The sequence below is a fragment of the Aeromicrobium sp. 636 genome (assembly GCF_024433585.1).
In the GTDB taxonomy this organism is placed as follows: domain Bacteria; phylum Actinomycetota; class Actinomycetes; order Propionibacteriales; family Nocardioidaceae; genus Aeromicrobium; species Aeromicrobium senzhongii.
Genome location: NZ_WNJU01000002.1, coordinates 661,261 through 683,029, shown reverse-complemented (window position 1 = coordinate 683,029; position 21,769 = coordinate 661,261). Strand labels below are relative to the sequence as shown.

Genomic DNA, 21,769 nt, shown 5'->3' with positions numbered 1-21,769 from the left:
GTGTACTTCACCGATCGAGGCATCGAGGAGCTGGCGGCCCGCCGGGGTGAGGAGGAGGTCTCCTTCTCCTGGCTGGCCGAGCAGTTCTCGATCTTCGTCGACCTGAACCCCGAGTTCGAGGTTCCCGTCGAGCGGCTGGCCACGTGGCTGGCCCGCCTCGACGACGACGAGGACTAGGTCGACACCAGACACGCTCGAAGGCCGCGCCCCGCGAGGGGCGCGGCCTTCGTCGTCCCTGCGGGCGCGACGTCGGTCATGGCCGCTACGGTGCTGCCGTGGACTTCGACCAGCCGCCCGTCGTGCGGGTCACCGGCACCGAGCCGGACGACTGGTCCGCCTCGATTCCCGCCGTGCGCCAGTTGGTGCGTGACGGCCTCGACCTCGGCCCCGGGGTCACGTTCCTGGTCGGCGAGAACGGGTCCGGCAAGTCCACGCTCGTCGAGGCGATCGCCGTCGCCTACGGATTGTCGCCCGAGGGCGGCTCGGCCTTCGGTCGCCACCAGACCCGCGAGACCGAGTCGTCCCTGTGGCAGCACCTGACGATCCAACGCGGGGTCGGCAGTGGCAGGTGGGGGTTCTTCCTGCGCGCCGAGACGATGCACGGCTGGTACTCCTACCTCGCGGACCATCCCGGCGGCAGTCCCCACGAGCCCGACTTCCACGCGATGAGCCACGGCGAGTCCTTCGTGGCGCTGCTGCAGCACCGCTTCGACGCGGCAGGGTTCTACTGCCTGGACGAGCCGGAGGCCGCCCTGTCGTTCTCCAACACGCTCGCCCTCATGGCGACCCTCGACCAGATCACCCGCGACCGGGCCCAGGTCCTGTGCGCGACGCACTCCCCCGTCCTGGCCTCACTGCCCGGCGCGCGCATCCTCGAGGTCGGGGCGTGGGGCTGGCGCGAGACCGCCTGGGAGGATCTCGAGGTCGTGCACCACTGGCGCACGTTCCTCGACCGACCCGACCGGTTCCTGCGACACCTGCTCGACTGAGCTCAGCGGGTGAGGACGATCTTGCCGAAGACGTCGCCGTCGAGGACGCGCTGCAGGCCGTCGGCGGCCTGCTCCATGGGGATCTCGGCGTCGATGAGGGGCTTGGTGCCCGTGACGGCCATGAACTCAGCCAGGCGGCGCAGTTCGTCGCGCGTGCCCATCGTCGAGCCGTGGACGCGCATCTGCTGGAAGAAGATCCGGGTCAACTCGGCGTGCGACGGCGCATCACCGGACGTGGCGCCGGCGATGACCAGCGTGCCGCCGGGGCGCATCGACTTGATGGAGTGCGACCAGGTGGCCGCGCCGACCGTCTCGATGACGGCGTCGACCTTGACCGGCAGGCGCTCACCGGAGTCGAAGACCTCGTGCGCACCGATCTCGAGGGCCCGCTGACGCTTCTGCTCGTCGCGGCTGGTGGCGAACACGCGGAAGCCCGCGGCGCGCGCCAGGGTGATCGCGGCGGTGGCGACGCCGCCGCCCGCGCCCTGGACGAGCACCGCGTCGCCGGGGTTCAGGTCGGCCTGCGTGAACAGCATCCGGTAGGCCGTGAGCCACGCCGTGGGCAGGCAGGCGGCCTCGGCGAACGAGAGCCGCTCGGGCTTGGCGACGATGTTGCGCTTCGGGACGGCGACCTTGTCGGCGAAGGTGCCCTGGAAACGCTCCGACAGCAGCGAGCGGCGGGGGTCGAGCGTCTCGTCGCCGACCCAGTCGGGCGAGCTGATGACGGCGTGGACGAGGACCTCGTTGCCGTCCTCGTCGTATCCCGCCGCGTCGCAGCCCAGGATCATCGGCAGCGACTCCTCACGCAGCCCGACGCCGCGCAGGCTCCAGACGTCGTGGTGGTTGATGGAGGCGGCCTTCACCGTCACCGTGGTCCAGCCGTCCGGCACCTCGGGTTCGGGCCGTTCGCCGACGACGAGTCCGTCCATCGGGTTCTTGGGGTCCATCGAGGCGGCGTAGACAGCGAACACTGGCGATCTCCTGGGTCGTGACGTCGTGACGAGCAACTACGCCTGCGACCCTAACCGGGTCGCCCGCTGCGCGCCCGGGAGGGGCGACGAGCGTCAGTAAGGGCGACGGGCGAGGCCGTCGCGGCGCGCGGTGTCCGTCACCGCGCGAGCGACCGCCTGCGAGACGCGAGGATCGAACGGCGACGGGATGATGTGCGTCTCGCTCAGCTCCTCGTCGTCGACCAGGTCTGCGATCGCGCGGGCCGCGGCCAGCTTCATCGACTCCGAGATCATCGTCGCCCGGACGTCGAGCGCGCCGCGGAAGATGCCCGGGAAGACCAGCACGTTGTTGAGCTGGTTCGGGAAGTCCGAGCGGCCGGTGGCCACGATGCGGGCATGGCGGTTCGCGACGTCGGGGTGGACCTCGGGGTTCGGGTTCGCCAGCGCGAAGATGATCGCGTCCGGAGCCATGGCCGCGACGGCCTCCTCCGGGATCGTGCCGCCGGAGACACCGATGAAGACGTCGGCGCCGTTCAGCGCATCGGAGACCGAGCCGGGACGCGCCCAGCCGGCAGTCTCCTCGGCCAGCCACTGCTTGACCTCGTTGAGGTCCTCACGCTCGGGGGTGATGACGCCCGTGCGGTCGACGACGCTGATCTTGCGGACGCCGGCCGAGCGCAGGATCTTGGTGATCGCGACGCCCGCGGCGCCGGCGCCGGAGATGACGACCTTGACCTCGTCGGGCTCGCGCTCGGTCAGGCGCAGGGCGTTGTAGAGGCCGGCCAGGACGACGACGGCGGTGCCGTGCTGGTCGTCGTGGAAGACGGGGATCTCGAGCCGCTCGATCAGTCGGCGCTCGATCTCGAAGCAGCGCGGGCTGGAGATGTCCTCCAGGTTGACGCCGCCGAACGTCGGCGCGAGACGCACGATCGTCTCGACGATCTCATCGGTGTCCGTGGTGTCGAGGGCGATCGGGATCGCGTCGACGCCACCGAACTGCTTGAACAAGATGGCCTTGCCCTCCATGACGGGCATGGCGGCCGCGGGGCCGATGTCGCCCAGGCCGAGCACGGCGGTGCCGTCGGTGATCACGGCGACGGTGTTGCCGACCCACGTGTACTGGTGGGCGACCTCCTTGTCGGCGGCGATCGCCTCACACACGCGGGCGACGCCCGGCGTGTACGCCAGCGACAGGTCCTCGGCATTGGCCACGGGAACCGTCGAGGCGACTTCCATCTTGCCGCCGCGGTGCAGGGCGAAAACAGGATCGTCGTGGTCGGTCAGCGTCATGAGCAGGTCGGATTCGATCGGATCGAGTTGGGTGGACATGGTTCCTCGCGCGGCGTGGACTACGGGTGCCGACGGCGCCGATCCGGCTGCCGTGGTGCGGTCTGAGGCCGCGGGTGAGGACGGGGTGTGCCCCAGCGTCCAGTCTCGCACACGGGTCACTGCGACGGGTCGTCGCCCAGCGCCTTGCGGGCCGACCCGGTGGCGAGGCATCCGAGCACCACCACGGCCGAGGCGGCGATGGCGAGCGCGACCGCCCGGTTGTCCCCCGTGTTGGGGTCCGGGTTGCGCAACGACCAGGCCAGCCCCAGACCGATCAACTGGGCCACGACCACCGGCCCCCGCGAGACCGGTGCGCTCCGCAACAGCCCCACGGCTGCCGCCGCCAACCCCACGCCCACCAGCAGCAACATCACGCCGATGCCGATCCCCACGCCGACCCGTCCTTCGACCAGACCACCGAGGTCCAGGACGGCGAGAACGATGAAGACGCAGGCCTGGAGGCCGACGACGGTCGCGGCGATGACCAGTGGGTACGGGGAAGAAAGGCGCACGCACTCAGGCTACCGGGGTGAGATTTCAAGCATTTCGAACGATCGCCACATGTGAGATTTGCGACAGAATCGCCTGTGGCCAAGTGTTGTTATGTGAATGAAACCTTGGGAGACTGAAGTGAGTGGTGCGCCGCAGTGCGCACGTTCCCCCACTTTCTCGGCCCCTAAGGAGTCATCGGTATGGATTGGCGTCATCGTTCGGCCTGCCTGGACGAAGATCCCGAGCTGTTCTTCCCGATCGGCAACACGGGCCCGGCGATCCTCCAGGTGGAGGAAGCGAAGATGGTGTGCCGTCGTTGTGACGTGCGCGAACAGTGCCTGCAGTGGGCGCTCGAGTCCGGTCAGGACCACGGCGTCTGGGGCGGACTCAGCGAGGACGAGCGCCGCGCGCTCAAGCGTCGCAACGCCCGCGCCCGCATCCGCACGGCCTGATTCACGACAGCCCGATCGCGATCGTCACCGTCGTTCCGCCCGTCGGCGACGACTCGTAGTCCAGCTCGCCCTTCAGCTCCCCCCGCACCAACGTCGACACGATCGACAGGCCCAGGCTCAGTGTCGGATCGAAGTCCTCGGGCAGGCCTCGGCCGTCGTCGCTGACCCGCATCCGGATCCGACCCCGGATCCGGTTCACGGCCAAGGTCACCCGGCCACCCTCGGGCCCGAAGGCATGCTCGGCGGCGTTCTGCACGAGCTCGGTCAGCGCCATCGCCAACGGCGTCGCGATCTCGGCCGACACCAGGCCGAAGGAACCGACGCGCTCGGCCTTGACCACCCCTCCCCCGACGTCCAGCACGGTCCGCAGCAGGGTGTCCGCGATCGCGTCGAACTCGACCGACTCGTCGAACGACTGGCTCAGCGTCTCGTGGACGAGAGCGATGGAGCCGACGCGGCGCTCGGCCTCCTGCAGCGCCTCGCGCGCCGCGGGGATCTCCATCCGCCGGCTCTGCAGCCGCAACAGGGCCGCCACCGTCTGCAGGTTGTTCTTCACGCGGTGGTGGATCTCGCGGATCGTCGCGTCCTTGCTGACCAGCTCGCGCTCGCGCAGCCGCAGCTCGGTCACGTCACGCAGCAGGATCAGTGAGCCGGTCGCCTTCCCCCCGCTGCGCAGCGGCATGATCCGCAGCAGCATCGAGGCGCCCGCGCTCTCGATCTCGGCCTCGGTCTCGCCGGAGCCGAACAGGGCCGCGAAGGGGCGGTCGGCGTCCGCGCCGATCAGCGCGGTGCTCAGCTCGATCAGGTCGGCGCCCTGCAGGTCGCCGACGTGGCCCAGTCGCCGGTAGGCCGACAACGCATTGGGGCTGGCGAAGGCGACCCGGCCGTCCACGTCCGTCCGCACGAAGCCGTCGCCGACGCGCAGGGAGTCGGCCAGTTCGGACGGCACCCCCGGCAGCGGGAACTCGCCGCGCTGGATCATCTCGAACAGCTCGTCGCTGGTGCGGCGGTACGCCGACTCCAGGGCGCCCGCCGGCCGCTGGTCGGTGGCAGGGCGACGCTTCTGGATCACGCCGATGCGCCGGCCGGCCCACATGACCGGCACGGCGGACTGGCGGATCGCGGTCCCGTCGGCTGCCGTCTCGTCCTTCAGCTCGGTGGCGTCCCGTGGCAGGAACGTGCCGACGACGTCCTCCAACAGGGTCGTCGGGCCCGTCGTGGGGCGGATCTGCGCCGCGGCCCACATGCCCTTGGCCTCGGCGTCGTCGACCCAGAGCACGAGGTCGCTGAACGACAGGTCGGCGACGATCTGCCAATCGGTCACGAGCAGCTGCAGTCGGTCGATCTGCGCGCTCGTCAGCGCGGTCTGCGCGTCGGCGATGTCTTCGAAGGAGGGCACGTCCCGAGCCTAGGGCGCGCCCGTTCCGGGACTCGGGCTCCCCCGGAAGCGACTCGCGGGTAACCTGCGTCACATGACCGACGATCACACCCCAGAAGCCGCCTTCCCGGAGCCGACCGGACCCCACGGTGGCCACCACGCGCTCGACGTGGCGCGGGCTCACGGCGCCGAGGCGATGTTCACCCTCTCGGGCGCCCACATCTTCCCGATGTACGACGCCGCGGTGAAGTCCGAGCAGCCGATGCCGATCATCGACGTCCGCCACGAGCCCTCCGCCGTCTTCGCGGCCGAGGCCATCGGCAAGCTGACCCGCACCCCCGGCCTCGCCGTCCTGACGGCCGGTCCCGGTGTCACCAACGGCGTCAGCCCGGTGGCCCAGGCGTTCTTCTCCGGGTCCCCGCTCGTCGTGGTCGGCGGCCGCGCGGCCGCATCGACCTGGGGCACCGGCACCCTGCAGGAACTGGACCATCCGCCGATCTTCGAGACGATCACGAAGTACGCGACGACCGCCTCGACGCTGGCCGACATCGCGCCCGTCGTCGACGAGGCGTTCACGCTGGCCGGCTCGTCGCACCGCGGCCCCACGTTCGTGGACATCCCCATGGACGAGTTCTTCAACTCCGGGGCCGTGCAGCACACCTCCGCCGGGCCCGGCACCACCCGACTGGAGCCGGACCCCGAGGCCATCTCGAAGGTCGTGGGTCTGCTCGCCGGCGCCCAGCGCCCCGTCGTGATCCTGGGTACCGACGTGTGGTCCGACCACGCCGAGGAGGCCGCCCTGCGCTTTGTCGAGGAGACCGGCATCCCCGCCATCGCGAACGGCATGGGTCGCGGCATCGTGCCCGGCGGGCACGGCAACCTCGTGACGCGGGCCCGCTCCCGGGCGCTCGGCACGGCGGACCTCGTGGTGGTCGTCGGAACCCCCTTGGACTTCCGCCTGGGCTTCGGCCGCTTCGGCGGCAAGGACGGCGCCGCGCCGGCCGTGACGGTTCACGTGGCCGACTCCCCCGACCAGGTCTCGGCGCATGCGGCGTTGGGCGCCTCGGTCGCCGGAGACCTCAGCCTGGTGTTCGACGGCCTGCTGGCCGGCCTGCAGGCGGGCGTCTCCAAGCCCGACTGGTCGCCGTGGCTGGCCGAGCTGCAGGACATCGTGGCCGCCGCGATCGAGCGCGACTCCGCCCTGCTGACGGCCGAGGCCGACCCGATCCACCCGGCGCGCATCTACGGCGAGCTGCTGCCGCGGCTGGCCGACGACGCGGTCGTCATCGGCGACGGTGGGGACTTCGTCTCCTTCGCGGGCAAGTTCGTCGAGCCCCAGCGGCCCGGCGGCTGGCTCGATCCCGGCCCGTACGGCTGCCTCGGTGCCGGCCTCGGCGCCGCGATGGCCGCACGCATCGCCCGCCCGTCCAGCCAGATCGTGCTGTTGATGGGCGACGGCGCCGCCGGCATGTCGATCATCGACATCGACACCCTGGTCCGCCACAACCTGCCCGTCGTGATCGTCGTGGGCAACAACTCGGCATGGGGCCTGGAGAAGCCCCCGATGCAGATGCTCTACGGCTACGACGTGGCAGCGGACCTGGCGCCCAACACGCGGTACGACCAGGTGGCCCAGGCCTTGGGCGCGGGCGGCGAGTTCGTGACCGACCCGAAGGAGATCGGACCGGCCCTGGACCGTGCCTTCGCCTCGGGCGTGCCCTACCTCGTCAACGTCGCGACGGACGTCAACGCGCTGTACCCGCGCACCACGATGGGCGTCTGAGCGTCGCCGGTCTCGCGCCCACCGACGACGGTCACGCCGATAGGGTCGTCCGATGAGCGAAGCCCAGATCACCCACACCGTCGGACCGGAGCACACCGCGCGCGCCGTGGGCAGTGGCGACCTGGAGGTGCTCGGCACCCCCGTCGCCCTGGCCTGGCTCGAGGAGGCCACCTGTGCCGCCCTCGACCTCGAGGAGACCCAGACCAGCGTCGGCACCCGCGTCGAGCTGCAACACCTCGTGGCCAGCGCAGTCGGCGCCACGATCACGACGACCGCCTCGGTCTCGCACCGCGACGGGCGCATGGTGATCTTCGAAGTGGCTGCCCGAGACCAGAACGGCGTCCTGGTCGCCAGTGGTCAGGTGCGCCGCGTCGTGGTCGATCGCGAGCGGTTCCTGTCCCGGGTGCCAGGCGTCGACTGAGTATGGGAGACTTGATGGTCAGCTTTATTAGGAGGAGACCATGGGCAAGACCGGTCGCAAGCGTCGGGCACGCCGCAAGAAGGGCGCAAACCACGGCAAGCGCCCCAACGCGTGAATCGTGCCGAGAAGAACGAAACCCCATCCGCTCGGATGGGGTTTCGTCGTTCCTGGGTGCGTCAGGGCAAGGTCTCGGTGCGAATCTCGACCTGCACCGAGCGGATCCGGTAGAGCACCTTGTCGCGCAGCGGCGGCGGTGCGGTCTCGGTGCATGAACGCCCCACCAGAGACTTCACGATCTCCTCGAGGTGGTACTCGGTGAGGCAGTTGGAGCAGTCGTCCAGATGGGTCTGGATCTCGTCGCAGCTGGCGCCATCGAGCTCGTGGTCGAGGAAGTTGTAGAGATTCCTCAGAGCCTTCTCGCAGTCGGGTCCATCGCAGCTCATGAGGCGTCACCTCCCGTCGGAACCTTCATACCTCGCTCGCGGGCGTAATCCGTGAGCAGCTCACGCAACTGACGGCGTCCGCGGTGCAGTCGCGACATCACGGTGCCGATCGGCGTGTCCATGATCTCGGCGATCTCCTTGTAGGGGAACCCCTCGACGTCGGCGAGGTACACCGCGAAGCGGAAGTCCTCGGGCAGCTTCTGCAGGGCGTCCTTGACGTCGGAGTCGGGCAACCGCTCGAGAGCCTCCATCTCGGCCGACTTCATCCCGGTCGAGCTGTGCGCCGCGGCCGCCGCGATCTGCCAGTCCTCGATCTCGTCGGTGACCTGCTGCGGCTGGCGCTGCTTCTTGCGGTAGTGGTTGATGTACGTGTTCGTCAGGATCCGGTACAGCCACGCCTTCAGGTTCGTGCCGGGCTTGAACTGGTGGAAGGCGCTGAACGCCTTCGCGTACGCCTCCTGCACCAGGTCCTCGGCGTCCTGGGGGTTGCGGGTCATCCGCAACGCGGCGGAGTAGAGCTGGTCGAGGAAGGGAAGGGCGTCGGCCTCGAATCGGGCCTGGCGCGCCTCCGCGGTCTCGGTCGAGGGGTCCACGACGGTGTCGTCAGTCATCGTCTCCCAGCCTACTGTGGCCGGTCGTACGGGGCATGCGAGCATTCGATCCTCCTGTGAGGTCAAACCGTCGTGGCGCCCCGGCTATTCCCCGAGCGGCAGCGGCTCGACGAGCTCGGGACCGTTGTTGCGCACGTTGTTGACCGCGGTCGAGACCGGCCAGGCGCGCAGTTCGCCCGGCGTGGCGGGCACCAGGTGCTCGAGCGCGTCGGGCCACGGCTCGACCGCCAGCCACCGGCTCGCGATCTCGCCGTCGACGATCAGGGGCGCACGATCGTGGATGCGGCCGTCCTCGCCCTCGGCCGACGTCGTGAGGATCGTGTAGGTCAGCAGCCACTGGCCTTGCGGGTCCTTCCAGAACTCGTAGAGCCCGGCCAGGCCCAGTCCGCCCTCCGCGCTCATGAAGAAGGGCTGCTTCGGCGGCCGCTTGCCGTCCGCACCGGCCTCGGGCTGGTACCACTCGTAGAACCCGTCCGCGGGCACGATGGCCCGACGCTTCGCGAAGGCCTTGCGGAACGACGGCTTGTCCGCGACGGTCTCGCTGCGCGCGTTGATCAGCTTGTTGCCGATGGAGGGGTCCTTCGCCCAGGACGGCACCAGGCCCCACTTGGCGGTCACCAGCTCACGCCGGAAGCCCTCGTCCTTCGTCCGGCCCACGACCAACGGCGCCAGCTTGGTCGGGGCGAGGTTGAAGTCCGGTCCGGTGTCGGTGAACAGGTCGCCGACCTCGGCCTCGAAGTCGTCGACCAGGTTCGCCGGGGTCCGCGAGGTCGCGTAACGGCCGCACATGCGGCCATCGTAGGCACCCGCGGTGCCCACCGGACCGATCCGGCGGGTTCCGCCACACCCGAGATGGTGGCGGATCCCGCCGGCTCACCCGGTGAGTGCGTCGACCACCCAGGTCACGTCCTGTGCGTCAGCAGGCAGCATCTCGAGCCACACCCGTGGAGGCGGCGACTCGAACGTGCGGCGCAGCAGGATCGTGACGAGGTTCATCGTCGGCTGGTCCAACCGGTCTCGGTCGGCCACGACGCAGAACCTTCGGGGGGTCAGGTGGGCGATCACCTCGTCGCCGGGGAAGACGGTGCGCAGGGCGACGCTCACGTCGACCGCGTGCAACGTCGACTCCAGCGCATGACCGAACTGCCGGTGCAGTTCGACCACGAGGAGCCCGTGTCGATCCGAGACCGTCGTGCCGTCCCGGATCGCGCCGCGGTACAGCGCGTCCAGGCTGTGACGCAGGTGCGCCACGGTCGACAGTTGGGTCAGCGGATCCTCACAGGACGTCTCGAGTTGCAGCCCTCGAGACGTCTCGGCCCACGCCACGGCGACCCCGCGGACCATCGCGAACGATGGCTCGAGGCCGTCGAAGGCCCTCTCCACGCGGTCCAGGACCTCGTGAAGTGGAACCCCCAGGGACGCTGCACTCGCTCCCACCTCGTGTGCAACGTCCACCGCGTCCACCCGGCCGGCACGGACTGCCGAGTCGAGTTCGAGATAGTTCACGTCGTCGTACGGGTTCATCCGTGCCTCCTCTCGCAAGCCGGGCGGAATCGCCGTGTCACATGGAGGAGACGCGAGCCACGTTGCCCCATGACGCGAATTTTCGCAGCATAATTCAGACATTCGCCTCACTTCTGCGGACCCCCGCGCGCTCGACCCCGCTGCGCCGACGTCGCGTAACTGGCAGTTCAGCCCGTCGCCCCGGCGCGAATGATCACCCGAAGTGGTCCCGATGAGCCACGACAAGGCAGGGACAGCAGCGGCGAGAGCCCCCTAGACTGACACCGAGGTTCACCGTGGCCGCACACGGTGACCGCATGACCGGGCGAGAGGGGGCAGGCCGTGTCGGTTGACGCACGCACTGCTCCCATGGGCGATGAGCGCAGCGACGCCGACCTGTTGAGCGCCGTCCGCGCCGGCGATCAGGCGGCGTACGGCGAGCTCTACGGCCGCCACCAGGTAGCTGCCATGCGACTCGCGCGTCAGCTGATGCGCGGACCCGACGCGGACGACCTCGTCGCCGAGGCGTTCACGAAGGTCCTCGTCACGATCCAGAAGGGCGGCGGCCCCGAGGAGTCCTTCCGCGCCTACCTGCTGACCGCCGTGCGGCGTCTGCACGTCGATCGCATCCGTGCCGTCACCCGCGAGCGTCCGACCGACGACCAGTTCGAACTCGACGGCCGCGTCGACTTCGTCGACACCGCCGAACTGGGTTTCGAGCGCACGACGACGGCCGAGGCCTTCGCCTCCCTGCCCGAGCGCTGGCAGATGGTGCTGTGGCACCTCGACGTCGAGGGCCAGAAGCCCGCGGACATCGCGCCGATGCTCGGCATGAGCGCGAACAGCGTCTCGGCCCTGGCGTACCGCGCCCGCGAGGGCTTGCGTCAGGCGTACCTGCAGAAGCATCTGGTCCCCGCGACCACGCCGGAGTGCCAGTTCGCGATCGGCAACCTCGGCGCCTTCGTCCGTGGCGGACTGTCGCGCCGCGACTCCGGCAAGGTCCAGCGTCACATCGACGAGTGCCGGGGCTGCATGGGCCTGTACCTGGAGCTGCAGGACTTCAACCACGGCCTCGCCGGGATCCTGGCCCCCGCGATCCTCGGCACGGCCGCGTCGGGATACCTGCAGGCAACGGGCGGATCGGGCGTGCTGGCCGGCGCCGCGGGCGCCCTGCGCCAGGGCGGCGGATCCGCCGGTGGCGGTGCCGGTGCCGCCGGCGGCTCGACGTCGGGCGTCATGGGCGTCCTGGGCACCATCGGTCCTGCGGGGATCGCCGCCGGCGCCGCGGCCAGTGTCGTCCTGATCGCCGGAGCGGCAGCGCTGATCTCGGTCGACTCGCCCCCGGCCCTCGAGACCACCACCCAGGCCTCGCGGCCCGGGTTGTCCACGCTTCCTGGCGAGGGCCCGTTCGACCCCGCTCCCCCGGTCGTCGGACCCGTCCTGGACCCCGACGTGTGGCAGGACGCCCCCGACGGCTCCGACGAGTCGCAGGACTCACCACCGGACGACACGCCACCGGACCAGACCATGCCGCAGGAGCCGTTCCCGGACGTGGAGTTCCCGCTGCCGACGGACGAGCCCACCGCCGGGCACGACGATCCCGCGCCACAGCCCACCGACCCCGCGTCACAGCCGACCAACGAGCCGACGCCGGAACCAACCACGATCCCGACGCCGGAACCGACCACGGAGCCGACCAACGAGCCGACCACGGAACCGACTGAGGAACCCACGACGGAACCGACTGAGGAACCCACCAGCCCGGCGACCTCGGACCCCACCGACGAGCCCACCAGCCCGCCGACGACGGACCCCACCGACGAGCCCACCAGCCCGCCGACGACGGACCCCACCGACGAGCCCACCAGCCCGCCGACCTCGGACCCCACACCGGACCCGACCACCGAGCCGACCACGGAGCCGACCACCGAGCCGACCACCGAGCCGACCACCGAGCCGACGACGGACCCGACGACGGAGCCCACCACGTCGCCGACCTCGGACCCGACGCCCGAGCCGACGACCATCCCCACGCCCGAGCCGACGACGGAACCGACGACGCAGCCCACCAGCGAGCCGACGACGGAGCCCACCACCGAGCCGACGACGGAACCGACCACGCAACCGACCACGGAACCGACCACCGAGCCGACCACGGAACCGACCACCGAGCCGACCACGGAACCGACCACGGAACCCACCACCGAGCCGACCACGCAGCCCACCACGGAACCGACCACCGAGCCGACGACGCAGCCGACCACGGAACCGACCACCGAGCCGACCACGGAACCGACCACGGAACCGACCACCGAGCCGACGACGCAGCCGACCACGGAACCGACGACAGCGCCCACGACGGAACCGACCACGCAACCGACCACGGAACCCACCACCGAGCCGACCACGGAACCGACCGCCGAGCCGACGACTGAGCCGACGACGGAACCGACCACCGAGCCGACGCCGAGCCCGGTCGACTCCTCGGTCTCGGGCCTGGCGCGGGTGGGCTTCTTCTCGGTGAACCTCGACTTCCGCGTCGGACGCGGCGCCGTGGCGGGACAGCGGGTCGTCGTCCGAGTCGACTTCACCGGCGGACTTCCCGACGTCGAGCTCGTCACCGGGTGGACGAAGGGCTGGGACTGCGAGCGCGCGTCCGCCTTCAGCGCGCAGATCACCTGCACCCACCAGGTCTCCGCCGACCGCTCGGTCCCCAGCCTGCGACTCGGCACCCTGACGCCGTTCCCCACGGGCACGTTCACGGTCACGAGCGCCGGGGACAGCATGTGGGGCGCCTTCGGGAGTTGAGCGTCGCCTCGGCACCGACGCCGTCCTGCGGCATGATGAACCCATGACTCTCCTGCGTGTGGTGGCCCGTCCGATGTTGGCGACGATGTTCATCTCCGGCGGGGTGATGGCGTTGCGCAAGCCCGACGCGCTGGCCGCGAAGACGCAGCCGGTCGCCGACGTCCTGCGCAAGGTGGCGCCCCAGGCCCACCTGTCGGCCAAGAACCTCGTCCGTCTGAACGCGCTCGTCCACATCACGGCCGGCGGGACGCTGGCCACCGGCCGGCTGCCGCGGACGTCCGCCCTCGTCCTGGCGGCCACCATGCCCGCCACGACCGTCACGGGTCACCCCTTCTGGAACGAGACCGACCCCGTGGCCAAGCGGAACCAGTTCACGCACTTCATGAAGAACGTCTCGCTGACGGGTGGCCTGCTGCTGTCGACGCTCGACCCCGAGCCGCACAAGCCGTGGCTGGGCTCGCGTGCCGCTCGTCGCGCCGTCGCTGCCAAGGACACCGTCGTCGACCAGATCAGCGACTTGCGAGGATGACCGACTGGCGTGCCCCGCGGGTGGCAGGCGCGGTCCACTCCGACGTCCTGCTCCCCGGCTCGAAGTCCCAGACCAACCGGGCACTCGTCCTGGCCGCGATCTCCGACGGCCCCAGCGTCGTCAGGCTCCCCCTGGTCGCCCGCGACACCGAGCTCATGGCCTCGGCCCTGGTGTCCCTCGGCGCGCGGATCGACCGCGACGAGGACCGGTGGACGGTCGAGCCGATCACTCCCGTCGAGTCGGCGACGGTCGACTGCGGTCTCGCCGGCACCGTCATGCGCTTCGTCCCGCCGGTCGCCGCGCTCGGCACGGGACCCGTGCGCTTCGACGGTGACCCCCGGGCCCGCGAGCGGCCCATGGGCGCCACGATCTCCAGCCTGCGCGACCTGGGCGTGCAGATCGACGACGACGGCCGCTCGACCCTGCCCTTCACCGTGCACGGCGCCGGCGAGGTCCGCGGCGGGCCGCTGACCGTCGACGCCTCGGCCTCGAGCCAGTTCGTGTCCGCCCTGCTGCTGGTCGCCCCGCGCTTCCGCGAGGGCCTGGACCTGCGGCACGAGGGTGGGTCGCTGCCCTCGTTGCCCCACGTTGCCATGACGGTCACCGAGCTGCGCCGCCGCGGGATCGTCGTCGACGAGTCCCCCGGTCGGTGGCAGGTCCATCCAGGCCCCGTCAAGGCGCTGGACGTCACCATCGAGCCCGATCTGTCCAACGCCGGCCCCTTCGTCGCCGCCGCCCTGGCGACCGCGGGCCGCGTCCGGGTGCGCCACTGGCCCGAGCAGACCGACCAGGCCGGTGACGCCTGGCGCGACCTCGCCGCGGCCTTCGGCGGCACGGCCGCACGCGACGGGGACGACCTGGTCTTCACCGGACCGGACCGGCTCCGCGGTGTCCAGCTCGACCTGCACGACGTCGGCGAGCTCACTCCGGTGGTGGCCGCGCTGGCCGCCCTGGCGGACACCCCCAGCACGCTGACCGGCATCGCCCACCTGCGCGGCCACGAGACCGACCGGCTCGCGGCCCTGGCCACCGAGATCAACCGGCTCGGCGGCCGGGTCGAGGAGCGGGAGGACGGACTCGTGATCTCGCCCGCTCCGTTGCACGGCGGCTCCTTCGCCACCTACGAGGACCACCGCATGGCGCACGCCGGGGCGGTCATCGGACTGCGCGTCGACGACGTCACGGTCGAGAACATCGGCACCACGGCCAAGACCTACCCGGGCTTCGCCGACGACTGGATGCGGGCGGTGTCGTGAGGGACGAGCACGACCAGTACGAGCGGCCCCGTCGCCGCACCCGGCCCCGCACGAAGGACCGGCCGGACTACTCCGACGCCGTCGTGGCCATCGTCACCACCGTCGACCGCGGTCGCTACACGCTGCTGCTCGAGGACGGCACCGTCGTCACCGCGATGAAGTCGCGTCCCCTGGGGCGCCAGGGCGTCGTCGTGGGCGACGAGGTCCGCATCGTCGGCGACGTGTCCGGCGCACCGGGCAGCCTCGCGCGCATCGTGGAGGTGCTTGAGCGGCGGACCGTGCTGCGGCGCAGCGCCGACGACGACGATCCGATCGAGCGCGTCGTCGTGGCCAACGCCGACCAGCTGGTGATCGTCACCGCGCTGGCCGACCCGCCCCCGCGTCCGGGTCTGATCGATCGCTGCCTGGTGGCGGCGTACGACGCGGGCATGGACCCCGCCGTGTGCCTGACCAAGGCAGACCTGGCACCGGCCGAGGACGTCGTGGCGCAGCTCGCGCCGCTGGACGTGCGCATCGTGACCACCCGGCTCGACGGCGACCTCGACGACCTGCGCGACCTGCTGCGCGACCGCACCAGCGTGTTGATCGGCCACAGTGGCGTGGGCAAGTCCACGCTCGTCAACGCCCTCGTCCCGGACGCACACCGCACGACCAGCCACGTCAACGTGGTCACCGGCCGCGGCCGGCACACCTCGACCTCGGCGATGATCCTGCAGCTGCCCTTCGGGGGCCGGATCGTCGACACCCCCGGGTTCCGCTCCTTCGGGCTCGCGCACGTCGACATCGAGCGGATCCTGCGCGCCTTCGCGGACCTGAACACCGCAGCACGGGACTGCCCGCGTGGTTGCACGCACCTGGCCGAGGAGCCCGAGTGCGCCCTGGACACGGCCGCTGCGAACGGCGAGATCGACCCGGCGCGCCTCCAGTCGTTCCGCCGGATCATGGCCAGTCGCTCGCTCGCCGACGAGTACTGACCGGGACGCGGGCGCCAGACCGTAGGCTGACCCCATGGCCAACCCGTACCTCGACGACCTGCGACTGGCCCACGTCCTGGCCGACTCCGCGGACAACCTCAGCATGGACCGCTTCGGCGCCCTCGACCTCGAGGTCTCGACGAAGCCGGACATGACGTACGTGACGGAGTCCGACCGTGCCGTCGAAGACGCGATCCGGCGCACGCTGAAGACCTCGCGCGGGCGCGACATCGTGCTGGGCGAGGAGTCCGGCGAGATCGAGGGCACGTCCGAGAACGCCGAGCGGCGTTGGATCGTCGATCCGATCGACGGCACCTCCAACTTCGTCCGTGGCGTCCCGGTGTGGGCCACCCTGATCGCCCTCGAGGAGGCCGGCGAGATCGTCGTCGGCTGCGTCTCGGCGCCGGCCCTCGGCCGCCGCTGGTGGGCGATGAAGGGCGACGGCGCGCACACGGGCAAGTCCTTCCGCCAGACCCGCCCCATCCACGTGTCGGCCGTGCGCGAGCTGACCGCCGCGTCGATGTCGTACTCCTCGGCGCCCAGCTGGGACCAGATCAACCGCCAGGGCGAGTTCGACGCGCTGCTGCGCCAGTGCTGGCGCACCCGGGCCTACGGCGACTTCTGGTCGTACATGCTCGTGGCCGAGGGTGCGGTCGACATCGCCGCCGAGCCCGAGCTCAACCTGTGGGACATGGCTGCGCTCGACATCATCGTGCGCGAGGCCGGCGGCCAGTTCACGAGCCTGGCCGGCGAGCCCGGACCATGGGGTGCCAACGCCGTCGCGACCAACGGCCGGCTGCACGACGCGGTCATGGCGTACCTGGGTCACTTCCCCGACCACGACTCGGTGTGGGCGGACGAGTCGGGCGACTCCGCCGACGAGCCCGTCGCCGACAACGTCACGCGCCTGCGCTTCAACCGCGACGACTGACGACTGAGTCCCACCCGCGAGACGGGCCCTGCGCTTCGGCTGTGATCAGAGTTACACTGCCGAGCAACCTAGGAGGCCACATGCGCGTACGCGACGTCCTCACTGCCAAGGGCAGTGCCACCGTCCTGACCATCTCGCCCGATGCCACGGTGGACGAGTTGCTGGACATGCTCGCCGAGCACAACATCGGCGCCCTGGTGGTCAGCACCGACGGCCGCTCGATGGGCGGGATCGTCTCCGAGCGCGACGTCGTTCGCAAGCTGCGAGGACTCGAGAACCCGCGCTCGGCCACGGTCTCGCAGATCATGACCACCGACGTCCGCGTGTGCGGGCCCGAGGACTCCTTCGGCTCGCTGATGAGCACGATGACCGACCACCGGGTGCGGCACGTGCCGGTGCTCGAGAACGACGAGGTCGTCGGGCTCCTCAGCATCGGGGACGCCGTGAAGTTCCGGATGGACCAGCTGGAGTTCGAGCGCGACCAGCTCTCGAACTACGTGCAGGGCTGAGTCCGGCCCCCGCCCCACCGAGGTCGTCGGCGCGTCGACCTATCGTTGACGTGTCGACGACGACTGTCGTCGTCCCGAACCGAGAGGGGACGATCATGCATCGCACCGAGCACCGACCTGCCGGGCGCCCCGGTCACCCCCACCGCTCGCGGCGCGGCGGCCCGCGCGACTTCGAGTGGGAGCTCGGTCCCGGCCGCACGGGCCGCGGCGGACGGCGTGGCCGCAAGGGCGGCGACGTGCGCGCGGCCGCCCTGCTGCTCCTGGCCGAGGCTCCCGCCCACGGCTACAGCCTGATCCAGCAGATCGCCGCGCGCAGCGACGGCGCCTGGTCCCCCACCCCCGGGTCGATCTATCCCGTCCTGCAGCAGCTGGAGGACGAGGGCCTGATCGAGTTCGAGCGGGTCGAGGGCCGCAAGACCGCCAGCCTGACCGACACCGGAGCGGCGTACGTCGAGGAGAACCGCGATGCGCTCGGCGAGCCCTGGGACGCCGAGCAGCTCGGCCGGGGCATCCCCGCGGAGTCTGCGGCGCTCAACACCGCCCTCAGGTCGCTCATGTCCGCGGCACGCCACGTCATGACCGACGGCTCCCCCGCCCATCGGGCCCAGGCGGCCGCGATCGTGGCCGACGCGCGTCGCCGGCTCTACGGCCTGCTCGCCGACGATGAGTCCTGACCGGCCGGTCGTCCGACTCCCCGAGTCCGAGCTGACCTGGCGCTTCAGCCGCTCGTCCGGCCCGGGCGGCCAGCACGTCAACACCACCGAGACCCGCGCCGAGGTCCTCTGGTCCCCCACCGACAGCAGCGTCCTCACGCCCGAGCAGAAGGCGCGCGTCGTCGCGCGGCTGCGCGGGCGGCTCGTCGACGGTCACCTGTCCGTCGTCGCGTCGGCGCACCGGTCGCAGCTGCGCAACCGCGAGGACGCCGTGCGGCGGCTGGAGGAGCTGGTCGCGGAGGCCCTGCGTCCCGTGAAGAGCCGCCGGCCCACGCGCCCCACCCGCGGGTCCGTCGAACGGCGACTCGACGCCAAGAAGCGGCGCAGCCAGATCAAGCGCGGCCGCCGCGAGTGGTGACCCATCCCTCGGACCCGGCGGCGGTAACGTGCCGTCATGGATCACGCCGGCACGCTCCTCTCGCTGGCCGCCGTGGCCGCCCACTTCGCGATCAACATCGCGGCCATCGGCATCATCCCTGAGGGGCGTCGCCCGCAGACGGCCATGGCGTGGCTCATCCTGATCGCCTTCGCGCCGTTCGTCGGCGCACTCGCCTTCCTGCTCTTCGGCAGCGCCCGCATCGGTCATCACCGCCGCCGCGAGCTGACCACCGCCAACCGCGTGATCGCCCGCGAGACCGAGGCACTCACGGCTCCCGCCCCGGCCGACGCACCGGACTACGTCGAGCCCATCGTGCAGCTGAACCACCGGCTGGCCTCGATGCCGTTGACGGCCGGGAACCACGTCACGCTGCTGCCGGACTACCAGGAGTCGATCGACGAGATGATCGCGGCCATCGATGAGGCCCGCGAGCGCGTCCACGTCGAGTTCTACATCATGGCGCTCGACGAGATGACGACGCCGTTCTTCGACGCGCTCGACCGGGCGACGGCGCGTGGGGTGGTCGTCCGGCTGCTCTTCGATCACCTCGGCACACGCCGCATCAACGGGTACCGCGAGCTCAAGCGACGCCTGGCCGCCTCCGACATCGACTGGCACCTGATGATGCCGCTGTTGCCACTGCGGGGCCGCTTCCGCCGGCCCGACCTGCGCAACCACCGCAAGCTGCTGGTCGTGGACGACGTCGTCGGGTTCACCGGGTCGCTGAACCTGACCCACCCCTCGTACGGCAAGCCGAAGAACCGCCGGATCGGCCGCGAGTGGGTCGAGCTGTGGTGCCGGCTCGAGGGCCCCGTGGTGGCCACGATCGATGCGCTGTTCAGCGCCGACTGGGCCCTCGAGACCGGGGAGGTGCTCGATATCGCGACCCACGAGGTCGAGCAGACGCCGCACTCGCCCCGGGACGTGGTGGGCGTGGCCGTCCAGCTGATCCCCAGCGGGCCCGGGTTCGAAGAGGAGAACAACCTGCGCCTGTTCACCTCGTTGCTCTACAACGCCCGCCATCGCATCTCGCTGACCAGTCCGTACTTCGTGCCGGACGAGACGCTGCTGTATGCCGTCACCACGGCCGCGCAGCGCGGCGTCGACATCGAGTTGTTCGTCAGCGAGCAGGCCGACCAGTTCATGGTGGGGCACGCGCAGGCGTCGTACTACCGCGAGCTGCTCGAGGCCGGCGTCCGGATCTGGCTCTACCCGGCCCCGCTGGTGCTGCACGCGAAGCACCTCAGCATCGACGACGACGTCGCCGTCCTGGGCACGAGCAACATGGACATGCGCTCGTTCGCACTGAACTACGAGATGACCCTGATGATGCCGGACGCGTCGGTCGTCGAGCGGATCAGGCAGGTCGAGGACGCCTACCGCGCGAAGTCACGCGAGCTGACGATCGAGGAGTGGACGCGACGCCCCGCGCACCTGCGGTTCGTCGACAACGCGATGCGCCTCACGGCGACGTTGCAGTGACCCTCAGGCCGGGCGACCGAAGACCTGCGCGGTCCACGTGTGCCCCCGGGCGTCCTTCGCCACGCCGACCCCCAGCCGCGTGTACTTGCGGCTGAGCATGTTGTGACGGTGCCCCGGCGATTCCAGCCACGCCCGGATGTTCGACCGAGGCGTCCGGTAGCCGTGCGCCACGTTCTCGCCGACGGCGCGCGCGTTGCACTGTCGCAACACCACCGAGAGGTCCTGGTGGAACATCCGCTGCTGCTTCGCCATCCGGCGGGCCTGGCGCTGGGCGTAGCGGTCGAGACACGCGTGGAAGCGCAGCTTCCTCAGGTGGTGCGCCTGGCGCGAGCGGTTCGTCTGGTCGTGCAGCCGCTGGTCGAACGTGGTCGCCGAGACCGCCGCCGAGGCCGGAGCAGACGGAACCGCGGCCAGTGCCGTGGCCATGACCAGGGCGACGAGGATCCGGCGCATAACTACCTCCCGAGTGTCAGGAGGTCATCGTAGTCACATGTGATGCGTTTCACACCACCTGTTTGAACTACGTCAGGTGCCGGAGTAGCCGTTCAGCAGTGCGTAGAAGACGAGCGCGGCCACCGCCGCGGCGGTCAGACCCGCTCCGGCACCGACGACCACCCGGTGTCCGAGCCGGTGTCCCTCACCGGCGATCGCCGGGACGAACACCCACAGCAACGCCCCCACGACGACCATGAGGAGCACGAAGACCGGCAGGATCGCGCCCTCGTTCGTCTCGTCGAACACGGCGGCGGTCGCGGGGAACAGCCCCAGTGCGAGCAGGAGCAGGACGCCGGCGATGGCGATCCGGCGGTAGCCCCGGCGCTCCGAAGGCGAGTACGAGTCGTCCATGGCCCCGAACCTACTGGCCCCGGACGCGGTCGCGCACCTGCGAGAGGCGCCCGGGTGAGGCACGATCGAACAGAGCGAAGGAGGCCATCATGACCATCGACCCGGAGCAGCCCCAGACCCCCGCCGAGCCGGACCTGATCCCCACGGCCGAGCCCGCCGACGCCGCCGAGCAGCAGCGCGACGCCTGGGACGACGAGGACGACGACGACGTCGTCCCGGACGCGGAACGGTCGGTGCCGTTGGACGAGGACGAGTCGACCGAGTGACGACCGGTCAGACCATGCCGCTGGAGCCGAGCAGCCGGCCGATCAGGTAGGTCAGGGCCAGCGCCAGGGCGCCACCCACGACGAGCCGCACGGCGGCTCGGGACCGGTCCCCGCCCCCGATGCGGGCCGAGATCGTCCCGGTCAGCGCGAGCGCCACCAGCACCGTCGCGAAGGTGACCGCGAGCCGTGCGTCCAGTCCCGTGGCCAGCATCGCCACGAGCGGCAGCAGACCGCCGGCCGTGAACGCCACGGCCGAGGAGAACGCCGCGCTCCACGGGCTGATCAGGTCGTCGGCGTCGATGCCCAGCTCGACCTCGAGGTGCGCGGCGAGGGCGTCGTGCTCGGTCATCTCGCGGGCCGCCTGACGGGCCGTCGCCTCGGCGATACCTCGCTCCTGCAACATCTGGGTGAGCTCCTCGAGCTCGCCCTCGGGGTCCTCACGCAGCTCCCGGCTTTCCAGCCCGATCATGTGCCGCTCGCTGTCGCGCTGGCTGCTGACCGAGACGTACTCCCCCAGCGCCATCGAGACCGCGCCGCCGACCAGGGCCGCCGTCCCTGCGGTCGCGATCGCCCCGGTGTCGCTCGTGGCGCCGGCCACGCCCACGACGAGGGAGGCCACGGACACGATGCCGTCGTTCGCCCCCAGGACCCCGGCCCGCAGCCGGTTCAGCTTCTGCGACGTGAAGGACACGTGCGGCTCGTCGACGCTCATGCGGTCAGCGTAG

27 protein-coding genes are annotated in these 21,769 nt (G+C 70.8%); 16 read left to right on the top strand and 11 right to left on the bottom strand.

Features of this window, described 5'->3' with window-relative positions:
• Together GL325_RS10000 and GL325_RS09995 are read left to right on the top strand one after the other, a co-directional pair.
• Positions 1-177 carry a DUF6104 family protein gene (locus tag GL325_RS10000; protein ID WP_187769443.1) on the top strand — a complete coding sequence of 59 codons (177 nt, stop codon included), beginning with the start codon at positions 1-3 and terminating at the stop codon, positions 175-177.
• 98 nt (positions 178-275) lie between these two features.
• Positions 276-989, top strand: coding sequence for an AAA family ATPase (locus GL325_RS09995; protein WP_187769442.1), 714 nt, complete (start codon positions 276-278; stop codon positions 987-989).
• Between the two features lie 2 nt (positions 990-991).
• On the opposite strand, the gene GL325_RS09990 is transcribed toward GL325_RS09995, so the two are convergent.
• The 3 genes from GL325_RS09990 to GL325_RS09980 all read right to left on the bottom strand — a co-directional run bounded on the left by GL325_RS09990 (position 992) and on the right by GL325_RS09980 (position 3,780).
• A complete protein-coding gene (locus GL325_RS09990; RefSeq protein ID WP_187411445.1) occupies positions 992-1,960 on the bottom strand; it encodes a zinc-binding dehydrogenase in 969 nt (322 codons plus the stop codon).
• Positions 1,961-2,053: 93 nt separating this feature from the next.
• On the bottom strand, positions 2,054-3,268 hold the full coding sequence (locus GL325_RS09985) for an NADP-dependent malic enzyme (protein WP_154596924.1): 1,215 nt from the start codon (positions 3,266-3,268) through the stop codon (positions 2,054-2,056).
• A 116-nt stretch (positions 3,269-3,384) separates the two neighbouring features.
• A complete protein-coding gene (locus tag GL325_RS09980; RefSeq protein WP_187769441.1) occupies positions 3,385-3,780 on the bottom strand; it encodes a hypothetical protein in 396 nt (131 codons plus the stop codon).
• A 180-nt stretch (positions 3,781-3,960) separates the two neighbouring features.
• Between GL325_RS09980 and GL325_RS09975 the strand changes: the two genes are divergently transcribed.
• On the top strand, positions 3,961-4,212 hold the full coding sequence (locus tag GL325_RS09975) for a WhiB family transcriptional regulator (RefSeq protein ID WP_154596922.1): 252 nt from the start codon (positions 3,961-3,963) through the stop codon (positions 4,210-4,212).
• Position 4,213: 1 nt separating this feature from the next.
• Here the strand turns inward: GL325_RS09975 and GL325_RS09970 are convergent, their stop codons facing one another.
• Positions 4,214-5,611, bottom strand: coding sequence for a sensor histidine kinase (locus tag GL325_RS09970; protein WP_187769440.1), 1,398 nt, complete (start codon positions 5,609-5,611; stop codon positions 4,214-4,216).
• Between the two features lie 73 nt (positions 5,612-5,684).
• Here GL325_RS09970 and GL325_RS09965 point away from each other — a divergent pair, with 73 nt between their 5' ends.
• The 3 genes from GL325_RS09965 to GL325_RS16110 are packed head-to-tail and all read left to right on the top strand — an operon-like array spanning position 5,685 to position 7,909.
• A complete protein-coding gene (locus tag GL325_RS09965) occupies positions 5,685-7,373 on the top strand; it encodes an acetolactate synthase (protein WP_187769439.1) in 1,689 nt (562 codons plus the stop codon).
• A 52-nt stretch (positions 7,374-7,425) separates the two neighbouring features.
• A complete protein-coding gene (locus GL325_RS09960) occupies positions 7,426-7,794 on the top strand; it encodes a thioesterase family protein (RefSeq protein ID WP_154596920.1) in 369 nt (122 codons plus the stop codon).
• Between the two features lie 40 nt (positions 7,795-7,834).
• Positions 7,835-7,909: a 50S ribosomal protein bL37 gene (locus GL325_RS16110; protein ID WP_369797015.1), complete on the top strand. Its 75-nt coding sequence runs from the start codon at positions 7,835-7,837 to the stop codon at positions 7,907-7,909.
• 61 nt (positions 7,910-7,970) lie between these two features.
• Here the strand turns inward: GL325_RS16110 and rsrA are convergent, their stop codons facing one another.
• The 4 genes from rsrA to GL325_RS09940 all read right to left on the bottom strand — a co-directional run bounded on the left by rsrA (position 7,971) and on the right by GL325_RS09940 (position 10,231).
• Positions 7,971-8,237, bottom strand: coding sequence for a mycothiol system anti-sigma-R factor (gene rsrA / locus GL325_RS09955; RefSeq protein ID WP_154596919.1), 267 nt, complete (start codon positions 8,235-8,237; stop codon positions 7,971-7,973).
• Positions 8,234-8,848 carry a sigma-70 family RNA polymerase sigma factor gene (locus GL325_RS09950; protein ID WP_187411447.1) on the bottom strand — a complete coding sequence of 205 codons (615 nt, stop codon included), beginning with the start codon at positions 8,846-8,848 and terminating at the stop codon, positions 8,234-8,236. The genes rsrA and GL325_RS09950 overlap by 4 nt, the downstream gene beginning before the upstream one ends.
• Positions 8,849-8,932: 84 nt before the next feature.
• Positions 8,933-9,637 carry an SOS response-associated peptidase gene (locus GL325_RS09945; RefSeq protein ID WP_187769438.1) on the bottom strand — a complete coding sequence of 235 codons (705 nt, stop codon included), beginning with the start codon at positions 9,635-9,637 and terminating at the stop codon, positions 8,933-8,935.
• Positions 9,638-9,721: 84 nt separating this feature from the next.
• Positions 9,722-10,231 (bottom strand): hypothetical protein, encoded by a 510-nt coding sequence (locus tag GL325_RS09940; protein WP_187769437.1) that lies wholly within the window; start codon positions 10,229-10,231, stop codon positions 9,722-9,724.
• 489 nt (positions 10,232-10,720) lie between these two features.
• On the opposite strand from GL325_RS09940, the gene GL325_RS15725 reads away from it, so the two are divergent.
• The 9 genes from GL325_RS15725 (at position 10,721) to cls (ending at position 19,932) form a co-directional block, all read left to right on the top strand.
• Entirely contained in the window at positions 10,721-13,159 is a 2,439-nt protein-coding gene (locus GL325_RS15725) for a sigma-70 family RNA polymerase sigma factor (RefSeq protein WP_187769436.1), read from the top strand.
• A gap of 43 nt (positions 13,160-13,202) precedes the next feature.
• Entirely contained in the window at positions 13,203-13,688 is a 486-nt protein-coding gene (locus GL325_RS09930; RefSeq protein WP_154596914.1) for a DoxX family protein, read from the top strand.
• Positions 13,685-14,944 (top strand): 3-phosphoshikimate 1-carboxyvinyltransferase, encoded by a 1,260-nt coding sequence (aroA, locus tag GL325_RS09925; protein ID WP_187769435.1) that lies wholly within the window; start codon positions 13,685-13,687, stop codon positions 14,942-14,944. The genes GL325_RS09930 and aroA overlap by 4 nt, the downstream gene beginning before the upstream one ends.
• The gene (gene rsgA, locus GL325_RS09920) at positions 14,941-15,918 is read left to right on the top strand and encodes a ribosome small subunit-dependent GTPase A (RefSeq protein WP_187411448.1); all 978 of its coding nucleotides are present in this window, start codon (positions 14,941-14,943) and stop codon (positions 15,916-15,918) included. Before aroA ends, rsgA begins: the two co-directional genes overlap by 4 nt.
• A 34-nt stretch (positions 15,919-15,952) precedes the next feature.
• A complete protein-coding gene (hisN, locus tag GL325_RS09915) occupies positions 15,953-16,849 on the top strand; it encodes a histidinol-phosphatase (protein ID WP_187769434.1) in 897 nt (298 codons plus the stop codon).
• 80 nt (positions 16,850-16,929) lie between these two features.
• Positions 16,930-17,358 carry a CBS domain-containing protein gene (locus tag GL325_RS09910; protein WP_154596910.1) on the top strand — a complete coding sequence of 143 codons (429 nt, stop codon included), beginning with the start codon at positions 16,930-16,932 and terminating at the stop codon, positions 17,356-17,358.
• A gap of 50 nt (positions 17,359-17,408) precedes the next feature.
• Complete coding sequence (locus tag GL325_RS09905) at positions 17,409-18,032, top strand: PadR family transcriptional regulator (RefSeq protein WP_187769433.1); 624 nt, start codon at positions 17,409-17,411, stop codon at positions 18,030-18,032.
• Positions 18,022-18,429 carry an alternative ribosome rescue aminoacyl-tRNA hydrolase ArfB gene (arfB, locus tag GL325_RS09900; RefSeq protein ID WP_187769432.1) on the top strand — a complete coding sequence of 136 codons (408 nt, stop codon included), beginning with the start codon at positions 18,022-18,024 and terminating at the stop codon, positions 18,427-18,429. Before GL325_RS09905 ends, arfB begins: the two co-directional genes overlap by 11 nt.
• A 36-nt stretch (positions 18,430-18,465) precedes the next feature.
• A complete protein-coding gene (gene cls / locus GL325_RS09895; RefSeq protein WP_187769431.1) occupies positions 18,466-19,932 on the top strand; it encodes a cardiolipin synthase in 1,467 nt (488 codons plus the stop codon).
• A 3-nt stretch (positions 19,933-19,935) separates the two neighbouring features.
• Here the strand turns inward: cls and GL325_RS09890 are convergent, their stop codons facing one another.
• Complete coding sequence (locus tag GL325_RS09890) at positions 19,936-20,385, bottom strand: CAP domain-containing protein (protein ID WP_187769430.1); 450 nt, start codon at positions 20,383-20,385, stop codon at positions 19,936-19,938.
• 72 nt (positions 20,386-20,457) lie between these two features.
• Positions 20,458-20,778 carry a hypothetical protein gene (locus tag GL325_RS09885; RefSeq protein ID WP_154596905.1) on the bottom strand — a complete coding sequence of 107 codons (321 nt, stop codon included), beginning with the start codon at positions 20,776-20,778 and terminating at the stop codon, positions 20,458-20,460.
• Positions 20,779-20,867: 89 nt separating this feature from the next.
• On the opposite strand from GL325_RS09885, the gene GL325_RS09880 reads away from it, so the two are divergent.
• Complete coding sequence (locus GL325_RS09880) at positions 20,868-21,044, top strand: hypothetical protein (protein WP_154596904.1); 177 nt, start codon at positions 20,868-20,870, stop codon at positions 21,042-21,044.
• Positions 21,045-21,051: 7 nt separating this feature from the next.
• On the opposite strand, the gene GL325_RS09875 is transcribed toward GL325_RS09880, so the two are convergent.
• Entirely contained in the window at positions 21,052-21,756 is a 705-nt protein-coding gene (locus GL325_RS09875; RefSeq protein WP_187769429.1) for a VIT family protein, read from the bottom strand.
• Between the last annotated feature and the right edge of the window lie 13 nt (positions 21,757-21,769).

Coding starts and splice junctions, on each gene's coding strand:
- GL325_RS09885 (WP_154596905.1), bottom strand. CDS start 20,778: ATGGACGACTCGTACTCGCCTTCGGAGCGCCGGGGCTACCGCCGGATC.
- GL325_RS09975 (WP_154596922.1), top strand. CDS start 3,961: ATGGATTGGCGTCATCGTTCGGCCTGCCTGGACGAAGATCCCGAGCTG.
- GL325_RS09945 (WP_187769438.1), bottom strand. CDS start 9,637: ATGTGCGGCCGTTACGCGACCTCGCGGACCCCGGCGAACCTGGTCGAC.
- GL325_RS15725 (WP_187769436.1), top strand. CDS start 10,721: ATGGGCGATGAGCGCAGCGACGCCGACCTGTTGAGCGCCGTCCGCGCC.
- GL325_RS09880 (WP_154596904.1), top strand. CDS start 20,868: ATGACCATCGACCCGGAGCAGCCCCAGACCCCCGCCGAGCCGGACCTG.
- GL325_RS09960 (WP_154596920.1), top strand. CDS start 7,426: ATGAGCGAAGCCCAGATCACCCACACCGTCGGACCGGAGCACACCGCG.
- arfB (WP_187769432.1), top strand. CDS start 18,022: ATGAGTCCTGACCGGCCGGTCGTCCGACTCCCCGAGTCCGAGCTGACC.
- cls (WP_187769431.1), top strand. CDS start 18,466: ATGGATCACGCCGGCACGCTCCTCTCGCTGGCCGCCGTGGCCGCCCAC.
- GL325_RS09965 (WP_187769439.1), top strand. CDS start 5,685: ATGACCGACGATCACACCCCAGAAGCCGCCTTCCCGGAGCCGACCGGA.
- GL325_RS09930 (WP_154596914.1), top strand. CDS start 13,203: ATGACTCTCCTGCGTGTGGTGGCCCGTCCGATGTTGGCGACGATGTTC.
- GL325_RS09950 (WP_187411447.1), bottom strand. CDS start 8,848: ATGACTGACGACACCGTCGTGGACCCCTCGACCGAGACCGCGGAGGCG.
- aroA (WP_187769435.1), top strand. CDS start 13,685: ATGACCGACTGGCGTGCCCCGCGGGTGGCAGGCGCGGTCCACTCCGAC.
- hisN (WP_187769434.1), top strand. CDS start 15,953: ATGGCCAACCCGTACCTCGACGACCTGCGACTGGCCCACGTCCTGGCC.
- rsrA (WP_154596919.1), bottom strand. CDS start 8,237: ATGAGCTGCGATGGACCCGACTGCGAGAAGGCTCTGAGGAATCTCTAC.
- GL325_RS09910 (WP_154596910.1), top strand. CDS start 16,930: ATGCGCGTACGCGACGTCCTCACTGCCAAGGGCAGTGCCACCGTCCTG.
- GL325_RS09875 (WP_187769429.1), bottom strand. CDS start 21,756: ATGAGCGTCGACGAGCCGCACGTGTCCTTCACGTCGCAGAAGCTGAAC.
- GL325_RS09985 (WP_154596924.1), bottom strand. CDS start 3,268: ATGTCCACCCAACTCGATCCGATCGAATCCGACCTGCTCATGACGCTG.
- GL325_RS09890 (WP_187769430.1), bottom strand. CDS start 20,385: ATGCGCCGGATCCTCGTCGCCCTGGTCATGGCCACGGCACTGGCCGCG.